General features: G+C 71.0%; 19 protein-coding genes. 5 read left to right on the top strand and 14 right to left on the bottom strand.

Annotated features, from left to right (window positions below):
• Positions 1-11: 11 nt before the first annotated feature.
• The 13 genes from PKE78_RS08790 to PKE78_RS08730 all read right to left on the bottom strand — a co-directional run bounded on the left by PKE78_RS08790 (position 12) and on the right by PKE78_RS08730 (position 10276).
• Positions 12-686 (bottom strand): CvpA family protein, encoded by a 675-nt coding sequence (locus PKE78_RS08790; RefSeq protein WP_271200494.1) that lies wholly within the window; start codon positions 684-686, stop codon positions 12-14.
• Between the two features lie 85 nt (positions 687-771).
• Positions 772-2187, bottom strand: a complete 1416-nt coding sequence (gene radA / locus PKE78_RS08785) for a DNA repair protein RadA (RefSeq protein WP_271200493.1) — start codon at positions 2185-2187, stop codon at positions 772-774.
• A complete protein-coding gene (locus PKE78_RS08780) occupies positions 2187-2495 on the bottom strand; it encodes a type II toxin-antitoxin system RelE/ParE family toxin (protein WP_271200492.1) in 309 nt (102 codons plus the stop codon). Before PKE78_RS08780 ends, radA begins: the two co-directional genes overlap by 1 nt.
• Positions 2492-2776: a type II toxin-antitoxin system ParD family antitoxin gene (locus PKE78_RS08775; RefSeq protein ID WP_271200491.1), complete on the bottom strand. Its 285-nt coding sequence runs from the start codon at positions 2774-2776 to the stop codon at positions 2492-2494. The genes PKE78_RS08780 and PKE78_RS08775 overlap by 4 nt, the downstream gene beginning before the upstream one ends.
• 69 nt (positions 2777-2845) lie before the next feature.
• A complete protein-coding gene (alr, locus tag PKE78_RS08770) occupies positions 2846-3949 on the bottom strand; it encodes an alanine racemase (protein ID WP_271200490.1) in 1104 nt (367 codons plus the stop codon).
• 13 nt (positions 3950-3962) lie between these two features.
• Positions 3963-5453 (bottom strand): replicative DNA helicase, encoded by a 1491-nt coding sequence (locus PKE78_RS08765; protein ID WP_271200489.1) that lies wholly within the window; start codon positions 5451-5453, stop codon positions 3963-3965.
• A 178-nt stretch (positions 5454-5631) separates the two neighbouring features.
• Positions 5632-6264, bottom strand: a complete 633-nt coding sequence (locus tag PKE78_RS08760) for a thioredoxin domain-containing protein (RefSeq protein WP_271200488.1) — start codon at positions 6262-6264, stop codon at positions 5632-5634.
• Between the two features lie 195 nt (positions 6265-6459).
• The gene (rplI, locus tag PKE78_RS08755) at positions 6460-7065 is read right to left on the bottom strand and encodes a 50S ribosomal protein L9 (protein WP_271200487.1); all 606 of its coding nucleotides are present in this window, start codon (positions 7063-7065) and stop codon (positions 6460-6462) included.
• Positions 7066-7101: 36 nt separating this feature from the next.
• Complete coding sequence (locus tag PKE78_RS08750) at positions 7102-8070, bottom strand: DUF2232 domain-containing protein (protein WP_271200486.1); 969 nt, start codon at positions 8068-8070, stop codon at positions 7102-7104.
• Positions 8071-8335: 265 nt separating this feature from the next.
• Entirely contained in the window at positions 8336-8584 is a 249-nt protein-coding gene (gene rpsR / locus PKE78_RS08745; RefSeq protein WP_271200485.1) for a 30S ribosomal protein S18, read from the bottom strand.
• A complete protein-coding gene (gene rpsF, locus PKE78_RS08740) occupies positions 8584-9045 on the bottom strand; it encodes a 30S ribosomal protein S6 (RefSeq protein ID WP_271200484.1) in 462 nt (153 codons plus the stop codon). The genes rpsR and rpsF overlap by 1 nt, the downstream gene beginning before the upstream one ends.
• A 279-nt stretch (positions 9046-9324) precedes the next feature.
• Positions 9325-9735, bottom strand: coding sequence for a hypothetical protein (locus tag PKE78_RS08735; RefSeq protein WP_271200483.1), 411 nt, complete (start codon positions 9733-9735; stop codon positions 9325-9327).
• 97 nt (positions 9736-9832) lie between these two features.
• The gene (locus PKE78_RS08730; protein ID WP_271200482.1) at positions 9833-10276 is read right to left on the bottom strand and encodes a carboxymuconolactone decarboxylase family protein; all 444 of its coding nucleotides are present in this window, start codon (positions 10274-10276) and stop codon (positions 9833-9835) included.
• 165 nt (positions 10277-10441) lie between these two features.
• Between PKE78_RS08730 and fabD the strand changes: the two genes are divergently transcribed.
• The 5 genes from fabD (at position 10442) to mltG (ending at position 15296) form a co-directional block, all read left to right on the top strand.
• Complete coding sequence (gene fabD, locus PKE78_RS08725) at positions 10442-11398, top strand: ACP S-malonyltransferase (protein WP_271200481.1); 957 nt, start codon at positions 10442-10444, stop codon at positions 11396-11398.
• Between the two features lie 16 nt (positions 11399-11414).
• The gene (fabG, locus tag PKE78_RS08720; RefSeq protein WP_271200480.1) at positions 11415-12152 is read left to right on the top strand and encodes a 3-oxoacyl-[acyl-carrier-protein] reductase; all 738 of its coding nucleotides are present in this window, start codon (positions 11415-11417) and stop codon (positions 12150-12152) included.
• Positions 12153-12397: 245 nt separating this feature from the next.
• Positions 12398-12640, top strand: coding sequence for an acyl carrier protein (locus PKE78_RS08715; RefSeq protein ID WP_261402796.1), 243 nt, complete (start codon positions 12398-12400; stop codon positions 12638-12640).
• A gap of 60 nt (positions 12641-12700) precedes the next feature.
• Positions 12701-13966, top strand: coding sequence for a beta-ketoacyl-ACP synthase II (fabF, locus tag PKE78_RS08710; protein ID WP_271200479.1), 1266 nt, complete (start codon positions 12701-12703; stop codon positions 13964-13966).
• Positions 13967-14057: 91 nt separating this feature from the next.
• A complete protein-coding gene (gene mltG, locus PKE78_RS08705) occupies positions 14058-15296 on the top strand; it encodes an endolytic transglycosylase MltG (RefSeq protein ID WP_271200478.1) in 1239 nt (412 codons plus the stop codon).
• Here the strand turns inward: mltG and PKE78_RS08700 are convergent.
• The gene (locus tag PKE78_RS08700) at positions 15293-16132 is read right to left on the bottom strand and encodes a DUF1206 domain-containing protein (protein ID WP_271200477.1); all 840 of its coding nucleotides are present in this window, start codon (positions 16130-16132) and stop codon (positions 15293-15295) included. The genes mltG and PKE78_RS08700 overlap by 4 nt on opposite strands.
• Positions 16133-16395 lie beyond the last annotated feature (263 nt).

Raw genomic sequence — 16395 nt, 5'->3', positions numbered from 1 at the left:
GCGCGGCGATCTCACTGGTTCGGCCGGGCGTCCCGGTCGAGCAGGTTCTGTATGCCCTGCCTGTCCTGCCGCGACGGCGCCGCCGAGGGCGTCTCCTCAGGCGGAGGCGCCGCGTCAGGCGTGGCCGGCGCAGAGGGCGCCGCATTGCCTTCGCCCGCCGCGCCGTCGCGCCGCTTCAGTCGCTGCAAAATGGTGCTTTCGGGGTCTTCGGGCAACAGCGCCAGGAGCTGGTCTCCCGCGCTCTGGAGCATGGGCTTGGACTGCGCGGTGCGGAACCAGTCCGGCTGGCCCTTCTCCGGCACCAGCCAGGAGAAGAACAGGAACGCGATCACGATCAGCAGCAGGCCGCGCGCCGCGCCGAACATGAAGCCGAGCGTGCGGTCGACCGGGCCGATGCGGCTGTCGAGGATCGCGTCCGAGATCTTCATGGTGATGAAGGACACCACCAGCAGCGTGACGATGAACACGCCGCCCGCGGCGACCACGTCGGCGATCTGCGGCGGATTGAACTTGATGTGCTCGCGCGCGAGCGCTCGCGCCGGCTCGAACGCGACGATGGTCGCTGCCGCCGCGGCGACCCATGAGGCGATCGACAGCACCTCGCGCGTGAATCCGCGCACCATCGCCAGCACGGCCGAGATCAGCATCACGCCGATAAGGATCACGTCGAGAAGTGTGATGGTCATCTACGCGGTCGATCGGGATCGTGAGCGGGCGTGAACCCTCGCGGGCCTTCGAGCGGGCTCTCTATACCGCGCGGTCATGCGCCCGTCACGCGCCTTGTCGCGACGCATGCGCGGCGTCTGCGCGCGCCGCAAGGCGGGCGACCAGCACGTCGAGCGTTGGAATGGCGACGATCGAGACGTCCGTGCCCTGCGCCGCGTCCGCGGCGGCCGCCGGCAGAACGCCGCGCTTGAAGCCGAGGCGCGCGGCCTCCCGCAGCCTCGGGCCGGGATGCGACACGGGCCGGACCGCGCCGGTGAGCCCGATCTCGCCGAAGAACACGGCGTCCACCGGCAGGGCCGCGCCGGTGAGCGAGGAGACGAGCGCGGCGGCGACCGCGAGGTCGGCCGCCGGCTCCTGGATGCGCAGCCCGCCCGCGACCGCGAGATGCACGTCATGGCCGCCGAGCCGGACCCCGCAGCGCGCCTCCAGCACGGCCAGCACCATGGCGAGACGGGCGTTGTCCCAGCCGACGACGGCGCGGCGCGGCGTGCCGAGGGTCGACGGCACCACCAGCGCCTGGATCTCCACGAGAATCGGTCGGGACCCCTCGAGCCCCGCGAGCACCGCGGCTCCGGGAGCGTCGGGCTCCCGGTCGCCGAGGAACAGGGCGGAGGGATTCGTCACCTGCTCCAGCCCGTCGCCGGTCATGGCGAACACGCCGATCTCGTCGGTGGGTCCGAAGCGGTTCTTCTGCGCGCGCAGGATGCGGAAGTCGCGGCCCGAATCGCCCTCGAACGACAGCACCGCGTCGACCATGTGCTCGACGACGCGAGGACCGGCGATCTGGCCGTCCTTGGTGACGTGGCCCACGAGGATGACGCAGGCGCCCGTGGTCTTGGCGTAACGGATCATCGCCTGGGCCGCGGCGCGCACCTGCGTGACGGTGCCGGGGGCGGCCTCGACCTGGCTGGTCCACAGCGTCTGGATCGAATCGATGATGACGAGCCGCGGCGGCGGGCCGTCCTTCAGCGTGGCCAGGATGTCCTCGACATTGGTTTCGGCGGCGAGCGCGACCGGCGCGTCGGCGAGGCCAAGCCGCTGCGCGCGCAGCCTGACCTGCGCCGCGGCTTCCTCGCCGGAGACGTAGACCACCCGATGGCCGGCGCGGGCGAGCGCGGCGGAGCCCTGCAGCAGCAGCGTGGATTTGCCGATGCCGGGCTCGCCGCCCAGCAGCAGCGCGGAGCCGTGGACGAAGCCGCCGCCGGTGACGCGATCGAGCTCGCCGAGCCCCGCGACGAGCCGCGGCGCCTCGTCGGTCGCGCCGGACAGCCCCTCCAGAACGACCACGCGGCCGCGGCCGAGCGCCCGCGCCGCCGTCGAGGACGCGCCGCCGGGCAGGGGCGCCGCGACGGCTTCCTCGACGATCGCGTTCCAGGCCCCGCAGGCCTCGCACTTCCCCGCCCAGCGCGAGGTGACCGCGCCGCAGGCCTGACAGACGAAGGTGGGTTTCAGGCGGGCCATCAGGCTTGGGGATCAATGTCTCTGAGCAAAAGCTTCGGGCTTCGGGCGCCGTGGACCACGCGCAGAACCCGGACGGCGTCGACGTCGACGGTATAGATAATCAGGTAGGCCCCATGGACCAGACGACGGATCGGTCGCGTTCGACTGATACCGACGACCATTCCACGTTCGGCGACGTCGGCAAGCGCCGCCAGCCGCGCATAAAGGTCAGCCACCAATCGCTCCGCCGCCGCTGGGTCGTCGCCCGCGACGTAGCGGCCAATGTCCCTCAGCTCGCTTCGGGCGCGGCGGGTGACCACGACCTTCATTTTACATCGTCACCCGCGCGTCCAGACCGCTCGCGAACCTCGCTGAGGATTTCGTCGAAGACCTCTTCGATCGGGTAGACCCGTCCCGCCTCGACGTCATCGAAACTCTCGGCCAAGAAAGCGTCGAGCTCCGCCTGATCCTTCGCCCGCTCGAGTTCGCGATCTTCGAGCGCGCGCAGTCCGTCGCGCACCACTTCGCTCGCGTTGTTGTAGCGGCCGGACGCAACCATGGACCGGATGAAGCCCTCGAAATGCTCGCCGAGGGCGAAACTGGACGGCATCACGATCCTCCTGCGTTATCAACTGTTGATAATCTGTAGCGCCTCCAGGGCGCCGTCAATACCGACGCCTTACCCCAGGAACCTGCGCTCGGATCGCCGGCTGAGCCCGGTCAGCACCTCGTAGCCGATGGTGCCGCAGGCGCGGGCGAGGTCGTCGACGGAGACGGTGGAGCCGAGCACCTCGACCCAGTCGCCGCGGTTCGGGCGTTCGGGCGCGTCGGTGACGTCGATCGCGATCAGGTCCATCGAGATGCGGCCGACATAGGGGCAGGGCACGCCGCCGATCGCGGCGCAGGCGCCGGGCGCGCCGTCCTCCGAACCGCCGGAACGCAGGATGCCGTCGGCGTAGCCGAGCGACAGGATCGCGAGCCGCGAGCGCCGCCTGAGCCGCTCCGCGCCGCCGTAGCCCACCGCCGCGCCCGCCGTCGCCTCGCGCACCTGCACGACCCGCGCCTCCAGCCACACGACCGGACGCAGGGACGACGGCCGGCCCGCGACAGGGTTCGAGCCATAGAGCGCGACGCCGGGCCGCCTCAGATCGAAGCCGAGGCCGCCGCCCTGCGTCTTGCCGAGCAGCGTTCCGGCCGAGTTGGCGAGGCTCGCCGGCGCGTCCGGCTTCAGGGAGCGCAGCTCCGCGAACAGCGCGCGCTGCCGTTCGGTCTCGGGGCGCGCCGGCTCGTCGGCGCAGGCGAGATGGCTCATCAGCAGCGCGGGCGCGAAGGGCAGGCGCGGGAGGCAGTCGCGCGCCTGATCCGGGTCGAGGCCCAGGCGGGTCATGCCGGTGTCCACATGGACCGCGGCCCGCGTCGCGGCGCCGGTCGCGGCGCGGAACGCGGTCCATTCGAGAATTTCCTCGACAGAGCCCAGCGCCGGCCGGGCGTCGATCGCGGCGAAGGCGTCGCAGCAGCCCGGCGGCAGGCCGTTCAGGACATAGATCGTCGCCTGCGGCGCGGCCGCGCGAACCGCGCGCGCCTCGTCGAGATGCGCGACGAAGAACGTCGTCGCGCCGGCGTCGGCGAGCGCCGGGACGGCGTGGGCGATGCCTATCCCGTAGGCGTCGGCCTTCACCACCGCGGCGCATTCGGAGCCGGGGTCGAGGCGCGCGAGCGTGCGCCAGTTGGCGGCCAGCGCGGCGAGGTCGATCGTCAGGCGCGCGCCCGCCGCCTCGTTCATAGGGCGGCGGCGCTCACATCTGCTCCGGCAGATGGTCGGGTTGGGCGAGATTGCCGAAGCGGGTGAACTCGGCCTCGAACTGCAGCAGCACCGAGCCGGTCGGGCCATGACGCTGCTTGCCGATGATGACCTCGGCCTTGCCGGCCACGTTCTCCATCTCCGACATCCACTGGTCGAACTCGGGCGTGCCCTCGCGGGGCTTCTTGTTCTTCACGTAATACTCTTCGCGGAAGACGAACAGCACCACGTCGGCGTCCTGCTCGATCGAGCCGGATTCGCGCAGGTCGGAGAGCTGGGGGCGCTTGTCCTCGCGGCTCTCGACCTGGCGGGAGAGCTGGGACAGCGCGATGATCGGCACCGCGAGCTCCTTCGCCAGCGCCTTTAGCCCGGTGGTGATTTCGGTCAGCTCCTGCACCCGGTTCTCGCCCTTCTTGGCGGAGGCGGACAGCAGCTGCAGGTAGTCGACCACCATGACGTCGAGGCCCTTGGAGCGCTTCAGCCGGCGGGCGCGGGCGGCGAGCTGGGCGATCGAGATGCCACCGGTCTCGTCGATGAACAGCGGCACGCGCTGCATCTCGGCGACCGCTTCGGTCAGCTTGAAGAAGTCGCTCTCGAGGATGTCGCCGCGGCGGATCTTGGACGACGAGATCGAGGCCTGCTCGGCGATGATGCGGGTCGCGAGCTGTTCGGCCGACATTTCCAGCGAGAAGAAGCCGACGACGCCGCCGTTGACGGTCTTCATCCGCCCGTCCGGCTGCACCTCGCCCTTGTAGGCGCTCGCCACGTTGTAGGCGATGTTGGTGACGAGCGAGGTTTTGCCCATCGCGGGACGGCCGGCGAGGATGATCAGGTCGGAGGACTGAAGCCCGCCCATCAGCCGGTCGAGATCGGTCAGCCCCGTGGCGATGCCGGAGAGGCCGCCGTCGCGCTTGTAGGCCGCGGCCGCCATGTCGACCGCGGTCGCGAGCGCCTGCGAGAACGGCTGGAAGCCGCCGTCGTAGCGGCCCGATTCGGCGAGCGCGAACAGCTTGCGCTCGGCGTCCTCGATCTGGTCGCGCGGCGTGGCGTCGACCGCGGCGTCGTAGGCCTCGTTGACGAGGTCCTCGCCGATGCCGATCAGCGAGCGCCGGATCGCGAGATCGTAGATCGTGCGGCCGTAGTCCTCGGCGTTGATGACGGTGGTCGCCTCCGCCGCCAGCCGGGCGAGGTACTGCGCCGTCGTCATGCCGCCGAGATCGACGTCGGTCGGCAGGAAGGTCTTGATCGTGACGGGCGTCGCGGCCTTGCCGGCCCGCACGAGGCTGGTGACGATCTCGTAGATCTTCTGGTGCAGGCCTTCGTAGAAATGCGCCGGCTCGAGGAAGTCGGAGACGCGCCAGAACGCGTCGTTGTTCACAAGCAGCGCGCCCAGCAGCGCCTGCTCCGCCTCGACGTTCGACGGCGCGAGCCGGTACTGCGGCTCGGGATCGATCAGGCGGCGGGCGAGGGAATCGGCGAGGGCCATGGTGCGGGCGTCTTGGGCTGCGGGTGGTTGACCGAAGCTTAACACGGCGCGCCGCCTGGCGAGAACGAAGCGGGATCAGACCGGACGGAATCCGCCGTCGCCCCCGATTCACACAGGGCGGCGCAGAAAGCTTCGGACGCCGGTTGACTGACGCGCCGAGGCCGCGGGGGCGGGCGGTTCAGCGGGCCGCGAGATGCGGGTCGATCAGCGTGGAGAACTCGTCGATCGTCATCATCCCCGAGGCCTTGGCGCCGTTGATGAAAAAGGTCGGCGTGCCGGTGACGCCCGCGACCGCGCCGCGGCGCGCGACGGCGTTGACGCCGTCAAGCATGGCCTGGTCCGACAGGCAGGCGTTCACCTGCTCCGCGCCCATGCCGAACTGGCGCATCAGGCTGCGGAGACCTTCGAGCGGGTCAGGGGCGTGCGCCCAGGCGTCGTCGGTGCGGTAGAGCATGTCGACGACCGCATGCCAGCGCTTCTCGCCAGCGCAGCGGGCCAGCATGAAGCCGCCGGCGTCGAGGGCGTTGAGCGGAAACTCCCGGAACACGAACTGCACCTTGCCGGTGTCGACGTATTTCTGCTTCACCGCCGGCCAGGTCTTGAGGTGGAAGTCGCGGCAGCGGTGGCAGGTGAGTGAGGCGTACTCGATCACCGTGACCGGGGCCGAGGCCGAGCCGAACGAGTTTTCCGGCAGCGGGCCGGATTCGGCGAGCGCCTTCTCGGCCGGGGTCTGCGCCGCGGCCGGAACCGCCTGAGCCAGAACGGCTGCGGCCGGCAGCAGAAGCAGGGAACGACGGGCGAGCAGGGTCATGGAGGTCGTTCCCGTATGAGGGCGCAGGGCGCGCAGGTTAAGCCGCGCGCGGGCGGCGAAATCAAGCAGGCGCTGGCGACAGCCGGTGAAGTTCGCGGCGAGGCTTAACCCCTCGGCCGCGCGGGCCAAACGAAAACGCCCGGCGCTGGGCCGGGCGTTCGCAAGTCGCGAAGCAAAAGAAGGATCAGGCCGCGCTCAGCGCGCCTCGTCCTCGTCCCCGGCTTCGTCGGCCGGCGCGTCGTCGCGGTCGCGACGGCCGCGGCGGTCGTCGTCGTCGTCCTCGGAGAAGGTCTCGAAGGCCGGGCCTTCCTCGCGCTGGGTCAGGTCCTCGCCCTGAGCCTGGCGCTCGGCCTCCGCGGTCGAGCGGGCGACGTTGACCTGCACCGACACCTCGACCTCCGGATGCAGCCGCACCGGCACGGAGTGGATGCCGATCGACTTGATCGGGGTGTTGAGCACGACCTGGTTGCGGCCGACGGAGAAGCCGGCGGCGGTCAGCGCCTCGGCCACGTCGCGGGCCGACACCGAACCGTAGAGCTGGCCGGTCTCGCCGGCCTGGCGGACGAGGATGACGCTCGTGCCGTCGACCTTGGCGCCGACCGCCTCGGCCTCCTGCTTGAGCTCGAGGTTGCGGGCCTCGAGCTGGGCGCGCTGGCCTTCGAACTTCTTGCGGTTGGCGTCGTTGGCGCGCAGCGCCTTGTGGTTCGGCAGCAGGAAGTTGCGGGCGTAGCCGTCGCGGACGCGGACTTCGTCGCCCATCTGGCCGAGCTTGGCGATGCGTTCGAGGAGGATGACCTGCATGGGAGCGTTCCTTGAGTTCGTCGATGTCGTGATGGTTCAGGGTTTGGGAGCGGTCGCCGTGGGCGGCGGGCCCGGCGGCGGTCCGAAGCGCTTGCGGACGCCGACCGTCTGCTCCGCCACGCCGAGGGCGGCGAGGAAGACGCCGACCCAGGGCTGGATCAGGAGCAGGGCGTAGACGCCGAAGAGGATGAGCCCGCGCGTCGGCGCGACCCGCGTCGTGGTGTGCACCACGGCGAGGCCGAGCAGGGCGAAGGCGACCAGGAAGGTCGCGGCGTAGAGTTCCGCCGCGAAGCCCGCGAGGCCGGGCAGCAGCGACGCCGCGGTCGCCCCGAGGAAGGCGAGCGTCGCCTGCCGCGGGTAGGTCAGGCCGGGCAGGTCCGGCCAAGGCCGGGTCAGCCGCCCGGAGGCGCGGGTGATGCGGCCGGCGAGCCACAGGTTCGCCAGCGAGACGATGGTCCACATCGCCGCCGCCATTATCGGCAGCAGCGCCGTCATCAGATTGATGATCGCGTCGCGGTTCTCGGCCGGAAGCTGCGGCGCGCCGGGCCGGTCGCTCTGCAGCGCCTGCTCGAACAGCGCCTTCAGCGTCGCCCGGTACTCTTCGAGCGACGCGCCGACCAGAGGGATGGTCAGCGCGATCAGCGTGGCGCCGATCACGGACGCCCACAGCACGAGGCGGCCGATCGGGTACCATTCGGTCGCGCTCTCCGTCGCGCCGGGGCGGGCGAGCAGCGCGAGATAGGCGAGCCACCAGGACGGCGCGCCGATCATGACGAAGTGGAACGTGGCCGCCCAGGGCCCGAACACGAGCCCGATCGCGAGCGCCGCGACGACGGCGCCGATCAGTCCGGCGTGGTGGCGCCAGCCGAGCCCGGCGAGCAGGATCGGCAGCGGCGCGACGTAGAACAGGATGAGCGCGAGCGGGGAGCCCGACGTCGCCGAGGCGTAGAGAAGCGCGGACGAGAGTCCGGCTCCGAGGCCGATCAGGATCAGGGGCGGCGTCATCGCGTTCGTTCCGGCTGTCCCGCGAGCCCGGAGGCCGCGGTTAGGGCGGGGTGGGTCCCGCCCAACGGCGACGTCCGGAGACGCCGCCTGGGAAGTGCGTCGCCGTCCCGGACAGAGGCTAAGCCGCGGTCCGGGACGTTCGTTTCGCCGTCATGCCCGCATCTTCGCGGGCATCCACGACTTGGGCGTCGGGCTCCACGGCAAGTCGTGGATGCCCGGCCGAAGGGGCCGGGCATGATCTGAGGCGGGCGTTCGCCGCCTCAGATCACTTGATGACGTAGGGCAGCAGGCCGAGGAAGCGCGAGCGCTTGATGGCGCGGGCCAGCTCGCGCTGCTTCTTGGCGGAGACCGCCGTGATGCGCGAAGGCACGATCTTGCCGCGCTCGGAGATGTAGCGCTGCAGGAGCCGCACGTCCTTGTGGTCGATCTTCGGGGCGTTGGCGCCGGAGAACGGGCAGGTCTTGCGACGGCGGAAGAACGGGCGGCGCTGGCCGCCGGACGCTGCGATGGCCATCACTCGGCTCCCTGCTCGTCGCGGCGCGGGCCGCGGTCGTCACGGCGCGGACCACGGTCCCCGCCCTCGCGGCGGAACCCGCCGCCACGCTCGCCGTCACGGCCGCCGCCACGCGGGCGGTCGTCGCGATCGTCGCGGTCGCGGCGCTGGAGCATGGCCGACGGGCCTTCCTCGAGCTCCTCGACCTTGAGGGTGAGCACGCGGAGGATGTCCTCGCTGATGCCCTGCTGGCGCTCGAGCTCGGCGACGGCCGCGGCGGGCGCGTCGATATTGAGCAGCGTGTAGTGCGCCTTGCGGTTCTTCTTGATGCGGTAGGCGAGCGGCTTCACGCCCCAGTACTCGGTCTTCTTGACCTCGCCGCCGAGCCCTTCGAGCACGGCCTTGTACTGTTCGGTGAGAGCCTCGACCTGCTGCGCGGTCACGTCCTGGCGCGCCAGGAAGACGTGTTCGTAAAGCGGCATGAGGGCTTGAACCTTCTTGCGGTGGATTCTGCCGTCCGGCGCGAAGCCCTCCGAGCCCGCGAAGGCCCGAACAGATTCTCGAAGGCGGAGACACGGGAGGACGGACCTTTTACGATCCTGATCGGGCAAGCCCGAACCCTCCGTTCAGCCCCCAGCCGAACGACGCGAAGCGCGCCGTATAGAGGATGAGCGGCGGGGAGGCAAGAGTGGGGCGGGGGTTCCGCCCTGGCGATCAACGCCAGAGCCCTGTTCAGGCGGAAGGCGCCGCCGGCAAACGGGTCAGCCGTCCCTGTCCTTCGCGGCAGGAACAACCTCGAAGGCCTTTATCATCGGGCTGATTTGCTTCTCGAGATAGCCGCCGGCGAGGAGGCCCTCAAGCGCCGCCTCGGACTTCGGAAGGATGAACAGCGAGTCCTTCACCCGGACGCCTACGAACTCGGCCTGAACATTGACGCCGACGCGCGCGAGCAACGTCATGGGATCAACTTCTCGTTCGGTCAGCCGGTCGTCGATCGAGGCGACGCGCCCGTCGATTTTCTGCGAAGCCGCCTGCAAGGCGTCGAGCTTGGCGTCCATCTGGCCGAGCTTGACCGCCTGATCCCAGATCGCCGTCGTCGCCGCGCCCATGAAGGCGGTCGCGACGGCGAGGATGACGGCCGATACGGCGCTGATGGCGGTGGCGGGGTTCATGGCTTCGATCAGTGGCGCTCTACGGCTGAACACTATGTCTACATACGCGCGTAAAGCGAAGTCGGAAAGGAGACGTGGATCTCGACCGGCGGTCGTGTCACGCGTCGTCCTGCCGGGCCTCCTCCGCCGCTTCCGCCTCGATCTCCTCGAACACCTCCTGCGCCGCCGTGAGGGCGTTCAGCGCGCGGGGGAAGCCGGCGTAGATCGTCATCTGCTGGATGACTTCGAGAATCTCGTCGCGGTTCAGGCCGACGTTGAGGCCGCCGCGCACGTGCCATTTGAGCTGGCGCTCGGCCCCGCCGAGGGTGACGAGCGCGGCGATCGTCGCGATCTGGCGCGAGCGCAGGTCGAGGCCTGGGCGGGCGTAGACGTCGCCGAAGGGAAACTCCACGAGGCAGCGGGCGAGGTCCGGCGAGACCGCGGCCACGCCGTCGACCACGCGCTCGCCCACCTGCGGATGGATCGCCTTGAGCATCCGCAGGCCCCGCGCGTGCCGGCTCTCCTGCCGGCTCTCCTGGGCGTCGCTCGGCTCGTCGGTCATGGCGGATCCTCTTCGGCGGGATGTCAGGAGATGCGCGGCGCAGGCTAACGGAGAAATGGTCGTTTTGGGCCAGAGCCGCCGTCAATTCGGCCGCCCGCAGCCTTGACGCCCCCGCGCGGGCCTGCTTTGCACGCCGCGACAGAAACCCGTGGGGAACGCCGTCACGTGAGCATAGCCTTGATCTTCCCCGGGCAGGGAAGCCAGCAGGTCGGCATGGGCCGCGCGCTCGCCGACAGCTTCGCCGTCGCCCGCGCCGTGTTCGAGGAGGTGGACGCGGCGCTGGGCGAGAGCCTGTCCGCGACGATCTTCGAGGGGCCCGAGGACAAGCTGACGCTGACCGCCAACGCCCAGCCGGCGCTGATGGCGGTGAGCCTCGCGACGCTGCGGGTTTTGGAGGCCGAGGCCGGGCTCGACGTGGCGCGCAACGCCGCCTTCGTCGCGGGCCATTCGCTCGGCGAGTATTCGGCGCTCGCGGCCGCCGGCAGCCTCACGGTGTCCGACGCCGCGCGCCTGCTGCGCATCCGCGGCGACGCCATGCAGAAGGCGGTCCCGGTCGGCGAGGGCGCCATGGCGGCGCTGCTCGGGCTCGATCTCGAGGCGGCGCGCGCGGTGGCGGCGGAAGCCGCCGAGGGTGACGTCTGCCAGGCCGCCAACGACAACGCGCCCGGCCAGGTGGTGGTCTCGGGCGCGAAGGCCGCGATCGAGCGCGCGCTGGTGATCGCGAAATCCAAGGGCGCCAAGCGCGCGGTGCTGCTGCCCGTGTCCGCCCCGTTCCATTGCGCGCTGATGCAGCCGGCCGCCGACGTGATGCGCGAGGCGCTCGCCGGCGTGAAGATCGTCGCGCCGAAGGCCCCGCTGGTCGCCAACGTCACCGCGAGCCCGCTGACCGACCCGGAGGACATCCGCAAGCGGCTGGTGGAGCAGGTGACTGGCGCAGTGCGCTGGCGCGAATCGGTCGGCTTCATGGCCGGCGCCGGCGTCACGCGCTTCATCGAGATCGGCGCCGGCAAGGTCCTGTCGGGCCTCGTCAAGCGCATCGCGGACGGGGCGACGGGCGAAGCCGTCGGCTCCCCGGACGACATCGAACGCCTCAAGACGGACGGCGCCTTCGGCGCGTCCTGACCGGGAAGGAACCAGCATGTTCGACCTCACGGGCCGCACGGCCCTCGTCACCGGCGCGACCGGCGGCATCGGCGGGGCCATCGCGCGGGCGCTGCACGCGCAAGGCGCGACGGTCGCGATCTCCGGCACCCGCGTCGACGCGCTGCAGACGCTCGCCGACGAGCTCGGCGAGCGCGTCCACGTGCTGCAGGCGAACCTGAAGGACGCGGCGAGCGTCGACGCCCTGCCGGGACAGGCGGAGGCCGCTCTCGGCTCGCTCGACGTGCTGGTGCACAACGCCGGCATCACCCGCGACAACCTCTTCCTGCGGATGAAGGACGAGGAGTGGGCGGACGTGATCCAGGTCAACCTGACCGCCGGCTTCCGCCTCTACCGCGCCGCGCTCCGGGGCATGGTGAAGCGCCGCCGCGGCCGGCTGATCGGCATCACCTCGGTCGTCGGCGTCACCGGCAATCCGGGGCAGGGCAACTACGCCGCCTCGAAGGCCGGGCTGATCGGCATGTCGAAGTCGCTCGCGGCCGAGGTCGCGAGCCGCGGCGTCACCGTGAACTGCATCGCGCCGGGCTTCGTCGAGAGCCCGATGACCGACGCTCTGAACGAGAAGCAGAAGGAGGCCTCGCTCGCCCACATCCCGCTCGGCCGCTTCGGCCAGGGCGCGGAGATCGCGGCGGCGGCGGTCTATCTCGCGAGCGACGAGGCGGCCTACGTCACGGGCCACACGCTGCAGGTCAACGGCGGCATCGCGATGATCTGAGGACGCCCCCGGCCCCGACTGGCGCGGGCGGGGGGGACATGATACCAGACCCGCGGCCTGCGAGAGGCGGTGGGCGACCAAAAGCTTAACGGGTCCCGCGGGGGCGGTTTTAGAAAGTCGTTGCCGGGACCGCGTTCCGCCTTCAAAAAGCCTCTCGGAAGATTCGTGTCCATGACGACGCCGTCGGGTCCGAATGTTCCTGCGAGGCGATCTTCCGAACGTAGAACCACCGAAGGATTAGGTAGATGAGCGACATTGCCGAACGCGTGAAGAAGATCGTGGTCGAGCATCTCGGCGTGGACGCCGAGAAGGTCACCGAGAACGCGAGCTTCATCGACGACCTCGGCGCCGACAGCCTCGACACCGTCGAGCTCGTCATGGCCTTCGAGGAAGAGTTCGGCTGCGAGATCCCGGACGACGCCGCGGAGACGATCCTGACGGTTGGCGACGCCACCAAGTTCCTCGAGAAGAACGCCGCGCAGGCTTGACCTGCGCGCGCGCGGCACGGCGGGCATGATGCAAGGACGTCGGTTCCGACGGACGGCGCGGTGAGACGCGTCGTCGTTACGGGTCTCGGTCTGGTGACGCCGCTCGGTTCGGGCGTCGAGACCGTCTGGCGGCGGCTGATCGCCGGCGAGAGCGGCCTGAAGGCGATCGACCAGTTCCAGGTCGACGACCTTCCGGCGCGGGTCGCAGGCGTCATTCCGCGCGGCGACGGGTCCGACGGGACCTTCAACGCCGACGACTGGATGGAGCCCAAGGAGCAGCGCAAGGTCGACGACTTCATCGTCTTCGCCATGGCCGCCGCGACCCAGGCGCTCGAGGACAGCGGCTGGAAGCCCGAGACCGAGGACGAGAAGTACGCCACCGGCGTGCTGATCGGCTCCGGCATCGGAGGCCTGCAGGGCATCGAGGAAGCGGCGCACGTGCTGCGGGACAAGGGCCCACGGCGCCTTTCGCCGTTCTTCATTCCCGGCCGCCTCATCAACCTCGCCTCGGGCCAGGTCTCGATCCGGCACGGGCTCAAGGGCCCGAACCACGCGGTCGTGACCGCGTGCTCGACCGGCGCGCACGCGATCGGCGACGCGGCCCGGCTGATCGCCTTCGGCGACGCCGACGTGATGGTGGCGGGCGGGACCGAGTCCCCGGTCTGCCGCATCGCGGTCGCGGGCTTCGCGGCCTGCAAGGCGCTGTCGACTGGCTTCAACGACGAGCCGACCCGCGCCTCCCGTCCCTACGACCGCGACCGCGACGGCTTCGTCATGGGCGAAGGCGCCGGGATCGTGGTGCTCGAGGAGCGCGAGCACGCCATCGCGCGCGGCGCCAAGATCTACGGCGAGGTCATCGGCTACGGCCTGTCCGGCGACGCCTTCCACATCACCGCTCCCGCGATGGACGGCGATGGGGCGTACCGCTGCATGTCGGCCGCGCTGAAGCGGGCCGGCGTCTCGGCGAGCGAGATCGACTACATCAACGCCCACGGCACGTCGACGCCGCTCGGCGACGAGATCGAGCTCGGCGCCGTCACCCGGCTGGTCGGGAACGCCGCGGGCAAGATCACGATGTCGTCGACGAAGTCCGCGATCGGGCATCTGCTCGGCGCTGCGGGCTCTGTCGAGGCGATCTTTTCGCTGCTGGCGATCCGCGACCAGGTGGCGCCGCCGACGCTCAATCTCGACAATCCCTCCGTCGAGACCCCGATCGACCTCGTGCCTCGCGCCGCCAAACCGATGCCGATCGAGATCGCGCTGTCGAATTCCTTCGGCTTCGGCGGCACCAACGCGTCGCTGGTGTTCCGTCGTCATCACGCCTGAGCGATCGGTCGGGTTTCGCCACAATCGCACGTAAAGTCGCCGCGCATGGAATTCTGCCCCGCGCGGCGGGGCGCAGAGGAGGCACGCGACGGTGACGACCGAGGGAACGCCCTCCGGACCGCGGACCACCACGCCCGCCCCGGCGCCCGCCAACGACGCCGACGCGCGCCGGCCTTCGGCCCGCGCGTCTGGGGAGGCGTCCGGCCCGACCACGCCGCCGGCTCCTCCGTCGCCGCGCCGTTCCCGCCGCCAGAGCGCGCTCGTGGGCTATCTCAGCGGCGTCTTCACCTTCCTCACGCTGCTGGCGCTCGGCGTCGGCGGCGCGTTCTACTGGGGCAAGTCGACCTTCGACGCGCCTGGTCCGCTCGCGGCCGAGACCACCGTCATGGTGCCGCGGAACCAGGGCGTCTCCGACATCGCCGCCTCGCTCGCCGCCGCGGGCGTCATCGACCATCCGAAGCTGTTCGAGGCCGGCGTGCGGCTCTACCGCGCCAACGACCGGCTGCGCTTTGGCGAATACGCCTTCCCGGCCCGCGTCTCGATGCGCGAGGCGATGGAGATCCTGACCTCCGGCCGGTCGATCGAGCACGCCATCACGATCCCCGAAGGCCTGACCAGTCTCCAGATCGTCGACCGGCTGCGCGACATCGATCTGCTCACCGGCGACGTCAAGGAGATCCCCCCGGAAGGCGCGCTGCTGCCGGAGACCTACCGGGTCATGCGTGGCACGTCGCGCGAGCAGGTGCTGGCGCGCATGCGCCAGTCGCAGAAGGCCGCGCTCGAGGAGGTCTGGCGCGGGCGCGATCCCTCCGTGCCGGTGAAGACGCCGGACGACCTGCTGGTGCTGGCCTCGCTGATCGAGAAGGAGACCGGGGTCGCCGCGGAGCGGACGCGGGTGGCGGCGGTGTTCGTGAACCGTCTCCGCAAGGGCATGCGGCTCCAGTCCGATCCAACGATCGTCTATGGCCTCGTCGGCGGCCGCGGCACGCTGGGGCGCAGCCTCACGCGCACCGACATCCAGTCGCGCACGCCCTACAACACCTATGTGATCAACGGACTGCCGGCCGGGCCGATCGCAAATCCCGGCCGCGCGTCGCTGGAGGCCGCGGCCCGCCCCGACACGTCCGGCGAGCTGTACTTCGTCGCCGACGGCACCGGCGGCCACGCCTTCGCCGCGACGCTTGCGGAGCACAATCGCAACGTCCAGCGTTGGCGCCAGGTCGAGCGCGCCCGCGGCGCGCAGACCGACCGGGCCGCGCCGGACGAGGCCGCTCCCGAGCCGGAAGGCGGCTCCGCCGCGGCTCCCGGCTCCACCGCCCCGCGCCGCTAGACGACCTTGCGCAGCGCGGCCCGCGCGTCGTCGAGGTCGGGGGCGTCGATGCGGCGGTAGCGCGCCTGGACGAAGCCGAACAGGCCGAAGGCGAACAGGCCCGCCGCGGTGAGGCCGAGCAGGACCCAGCCATAGGGTTGCGCGCGCAGCGCCTGCAGCGCGCCGCCGAGGCCGCGAACCTCTTCGGAGTCGGCGCGCCAGGCGGCGAGCGCCAGGAAGCCGCCGATCAGCACGAAGGTGACGGCCCGCGCGGCGTAGCCCGCGCGCCCAACCGCCGTCACCCAGCTCATCGCGTCCGACGGGACGGAGAGCCGCTTGACCACGTCGCCGCGCCACGCTTTCCAGGCGTAGCCAAGTCCGCCGGCGACGACCCCAAGCCCGATCGCCGCGATCGCCCAGCGCCCGAGCGGCTGCGCGAGCGCCCATTCGGTCCAGTCCTGCGCCGCCTGATCTTCGCCTCCTCCTCCGCCGCCGCGCCCGGCGGCGAGGCCGATGGCGGTGCCCGCGAGGCCGAGATAGACCACGCCGCTCGCCGCCTGCAGCGCGCGGACGCCGCGGCCCTTGGCGCCGTCGCCCCGGCCGTCGGCGTCGGTGACGGCGCTGGTGATGCGCCACGCCGCGAAGCAGACGAGGCCGGCGCCGACGGCGGCGAGGATCGCCGCGCCGAACGGCTGCTCCAGCAGGACCAGCAGCGCGCTCCGGCTGCCGCCGGTCGAACCGCCGACCCCGATGGCCGCCAGCACGGCGAGGCCTCCGACTAGGCAATAGACGAGACCCCTGGCGGCGAAACCGAGGCGGGCGAGCGTTTCGATGCGGGACGAGCGGCGAAGATCCATGGCACGATCATCGGGCGGCGGCGCCGCGCTTCAAGGCGCAGGCACGCGCGATCGTCGCACGGAGGGCCGCGGCGCTCCCGAAGCCCCCTTGCCCGACTCGTTCCGCCGCCTCATACTTTCGGTGTCGTCAACAACCGAAAGGAGGTGATCCGGTGTCTCATCGTCTTGATCAGCGCTCGGAGAGCGCCGTGACCTGGATCTCGGCTTCGGCTGGGGTGCGCGCCTGATTCAGGCGGTCGCGGAGGTCTTTCACGGCCGCGATT

The sequence above is a fragment of the Methylopila turkensis genome, assembly GCF_027922325.1.
Lineage (GTDB): Bacteria > Pseudomonadota > Alphaproteobacteria > Rhizobiales > Methylopilaceae > Methylopila > Methylopila turkensis.
This window is presented reverse-complemented; position numbering and strand designations above follow the sequence as displayed.

Excerpts from the sequence above, each read along its gene's own strand:
- PKE78_RS08780 (WP_271200492.1), bottom strand. The coding sequence starts at position 2,495 with ATGAAGGTCGTGGTCACCCGCCGCGCCCGAAGCGAGCTGAGGGACATT.
- PKE78_RS08730 (WP_271200482.1), bottom strand. The coding sequence starts at position 10,276 with ATGACCGACGAGCCGAGCGACGCCCAGGAGAGCCGGCAGGAGAGCCGG.
- rpsR (WP_271200485.1), bottom strand. The coding sequence starts at position 8,584 with ATGGCCATCGCAGCGTCCGGCGGCCAGCGCCGCCCGTTCTTCCGCCGT.
- PKE78_RS08700 (WP_271200477.1), bottom strand. The coding sequence starts at position 16,132 with ATGGATCTTCGCCGCTCGTCCCGCATCGAAACGCTCGCCCGCCTCGGT.
- PKE78_RS08735 (WP_271200483.1), bottom strand. The coding sequence starts at position 9,735 with ATGAACCCCGCCACCGCCATCAGCGCCGTATCGGCCGTCATCCTCGCC.
- PKE78_RS08760 (WP_271200488.1), bottom strand. The coding sequence starts at position 6,264 with ATGACCCTGCTCGCCCGTCGTTCCCTGCTTCTGCTGCCGGCCGCAGCC.
- PKE78_RS08790 (WP_271200494.1), bottom strand. The coding sequence starts at position 686 with ATGACCATCACACTTCTCGACGTGATCCTTATCGGCGTGATGCTGATC.
- PKE78_RS08750 (WP_271200486.1), bottom strand. The coding sequence starts at position 8,070 with ATGACGCCGCCCCTGATCCTGATCGGCCTCGGAGCCGGACTCTCGTCC.
- PKE78_RS08765 (WP_271200489.1), bottom strand. The coding sequence starts at position 5,453 with ATGGCCCTCGCCGATTCCCTCGCCCGCCGCCTGATCGATCCCGAGCCG.
- rplI (WP_271200487.1), bottom strand. The coding sequence starts at position 7,065 with ATGCAGGTCATCCTCCTCGAACGCATCGCCAAGCTCGGCCAGATGGGC.
- radA (WP_271200493.1), bottom strand. The coding sequence starts at position 2,187 with ATGGCCCGCCTGAAACCCACCTTCGTCTGTCAGGCCTGCGGCGCGGTC.
- PKE78_RS08715 (WP_261402796.1), top strand. The coding sequence starts at position 12,398 with ATGAGCGACATTGCCGAACGCGTGAAGAAGATCGTGGTCGAGCATCTC.
- alr (WP_271200490.1), bottom strand. The coding sequence starts at position 3,949 with ATGAACGAGGCGGCGGGCGCGCGCCTGACGATCGACCTCGCCGCGCTG.
- PKE78_RS08775 (WP_271200491.1), bottom strand. The coding sequence starts at position 2,776 with ATGCCGTCCAGTTTCGCCCTCGGCGAGCATTTCGAGGGCTTCATCCGG.
- rpsF (WP_271200484.1), bottom strand. The coding sequence starts at position 9,045 with ATGCCGCTTTACGAACACGTCTTCCTGGCGCGCCAGGACGTGACCGCG.
- fabG (WP_271200480.1), top strand. The coding sequence starts at position 11,415 with ATGTTCGACCTCACGGGCCGCACGGCCCTCGTCACCGGCGCGACCGGC.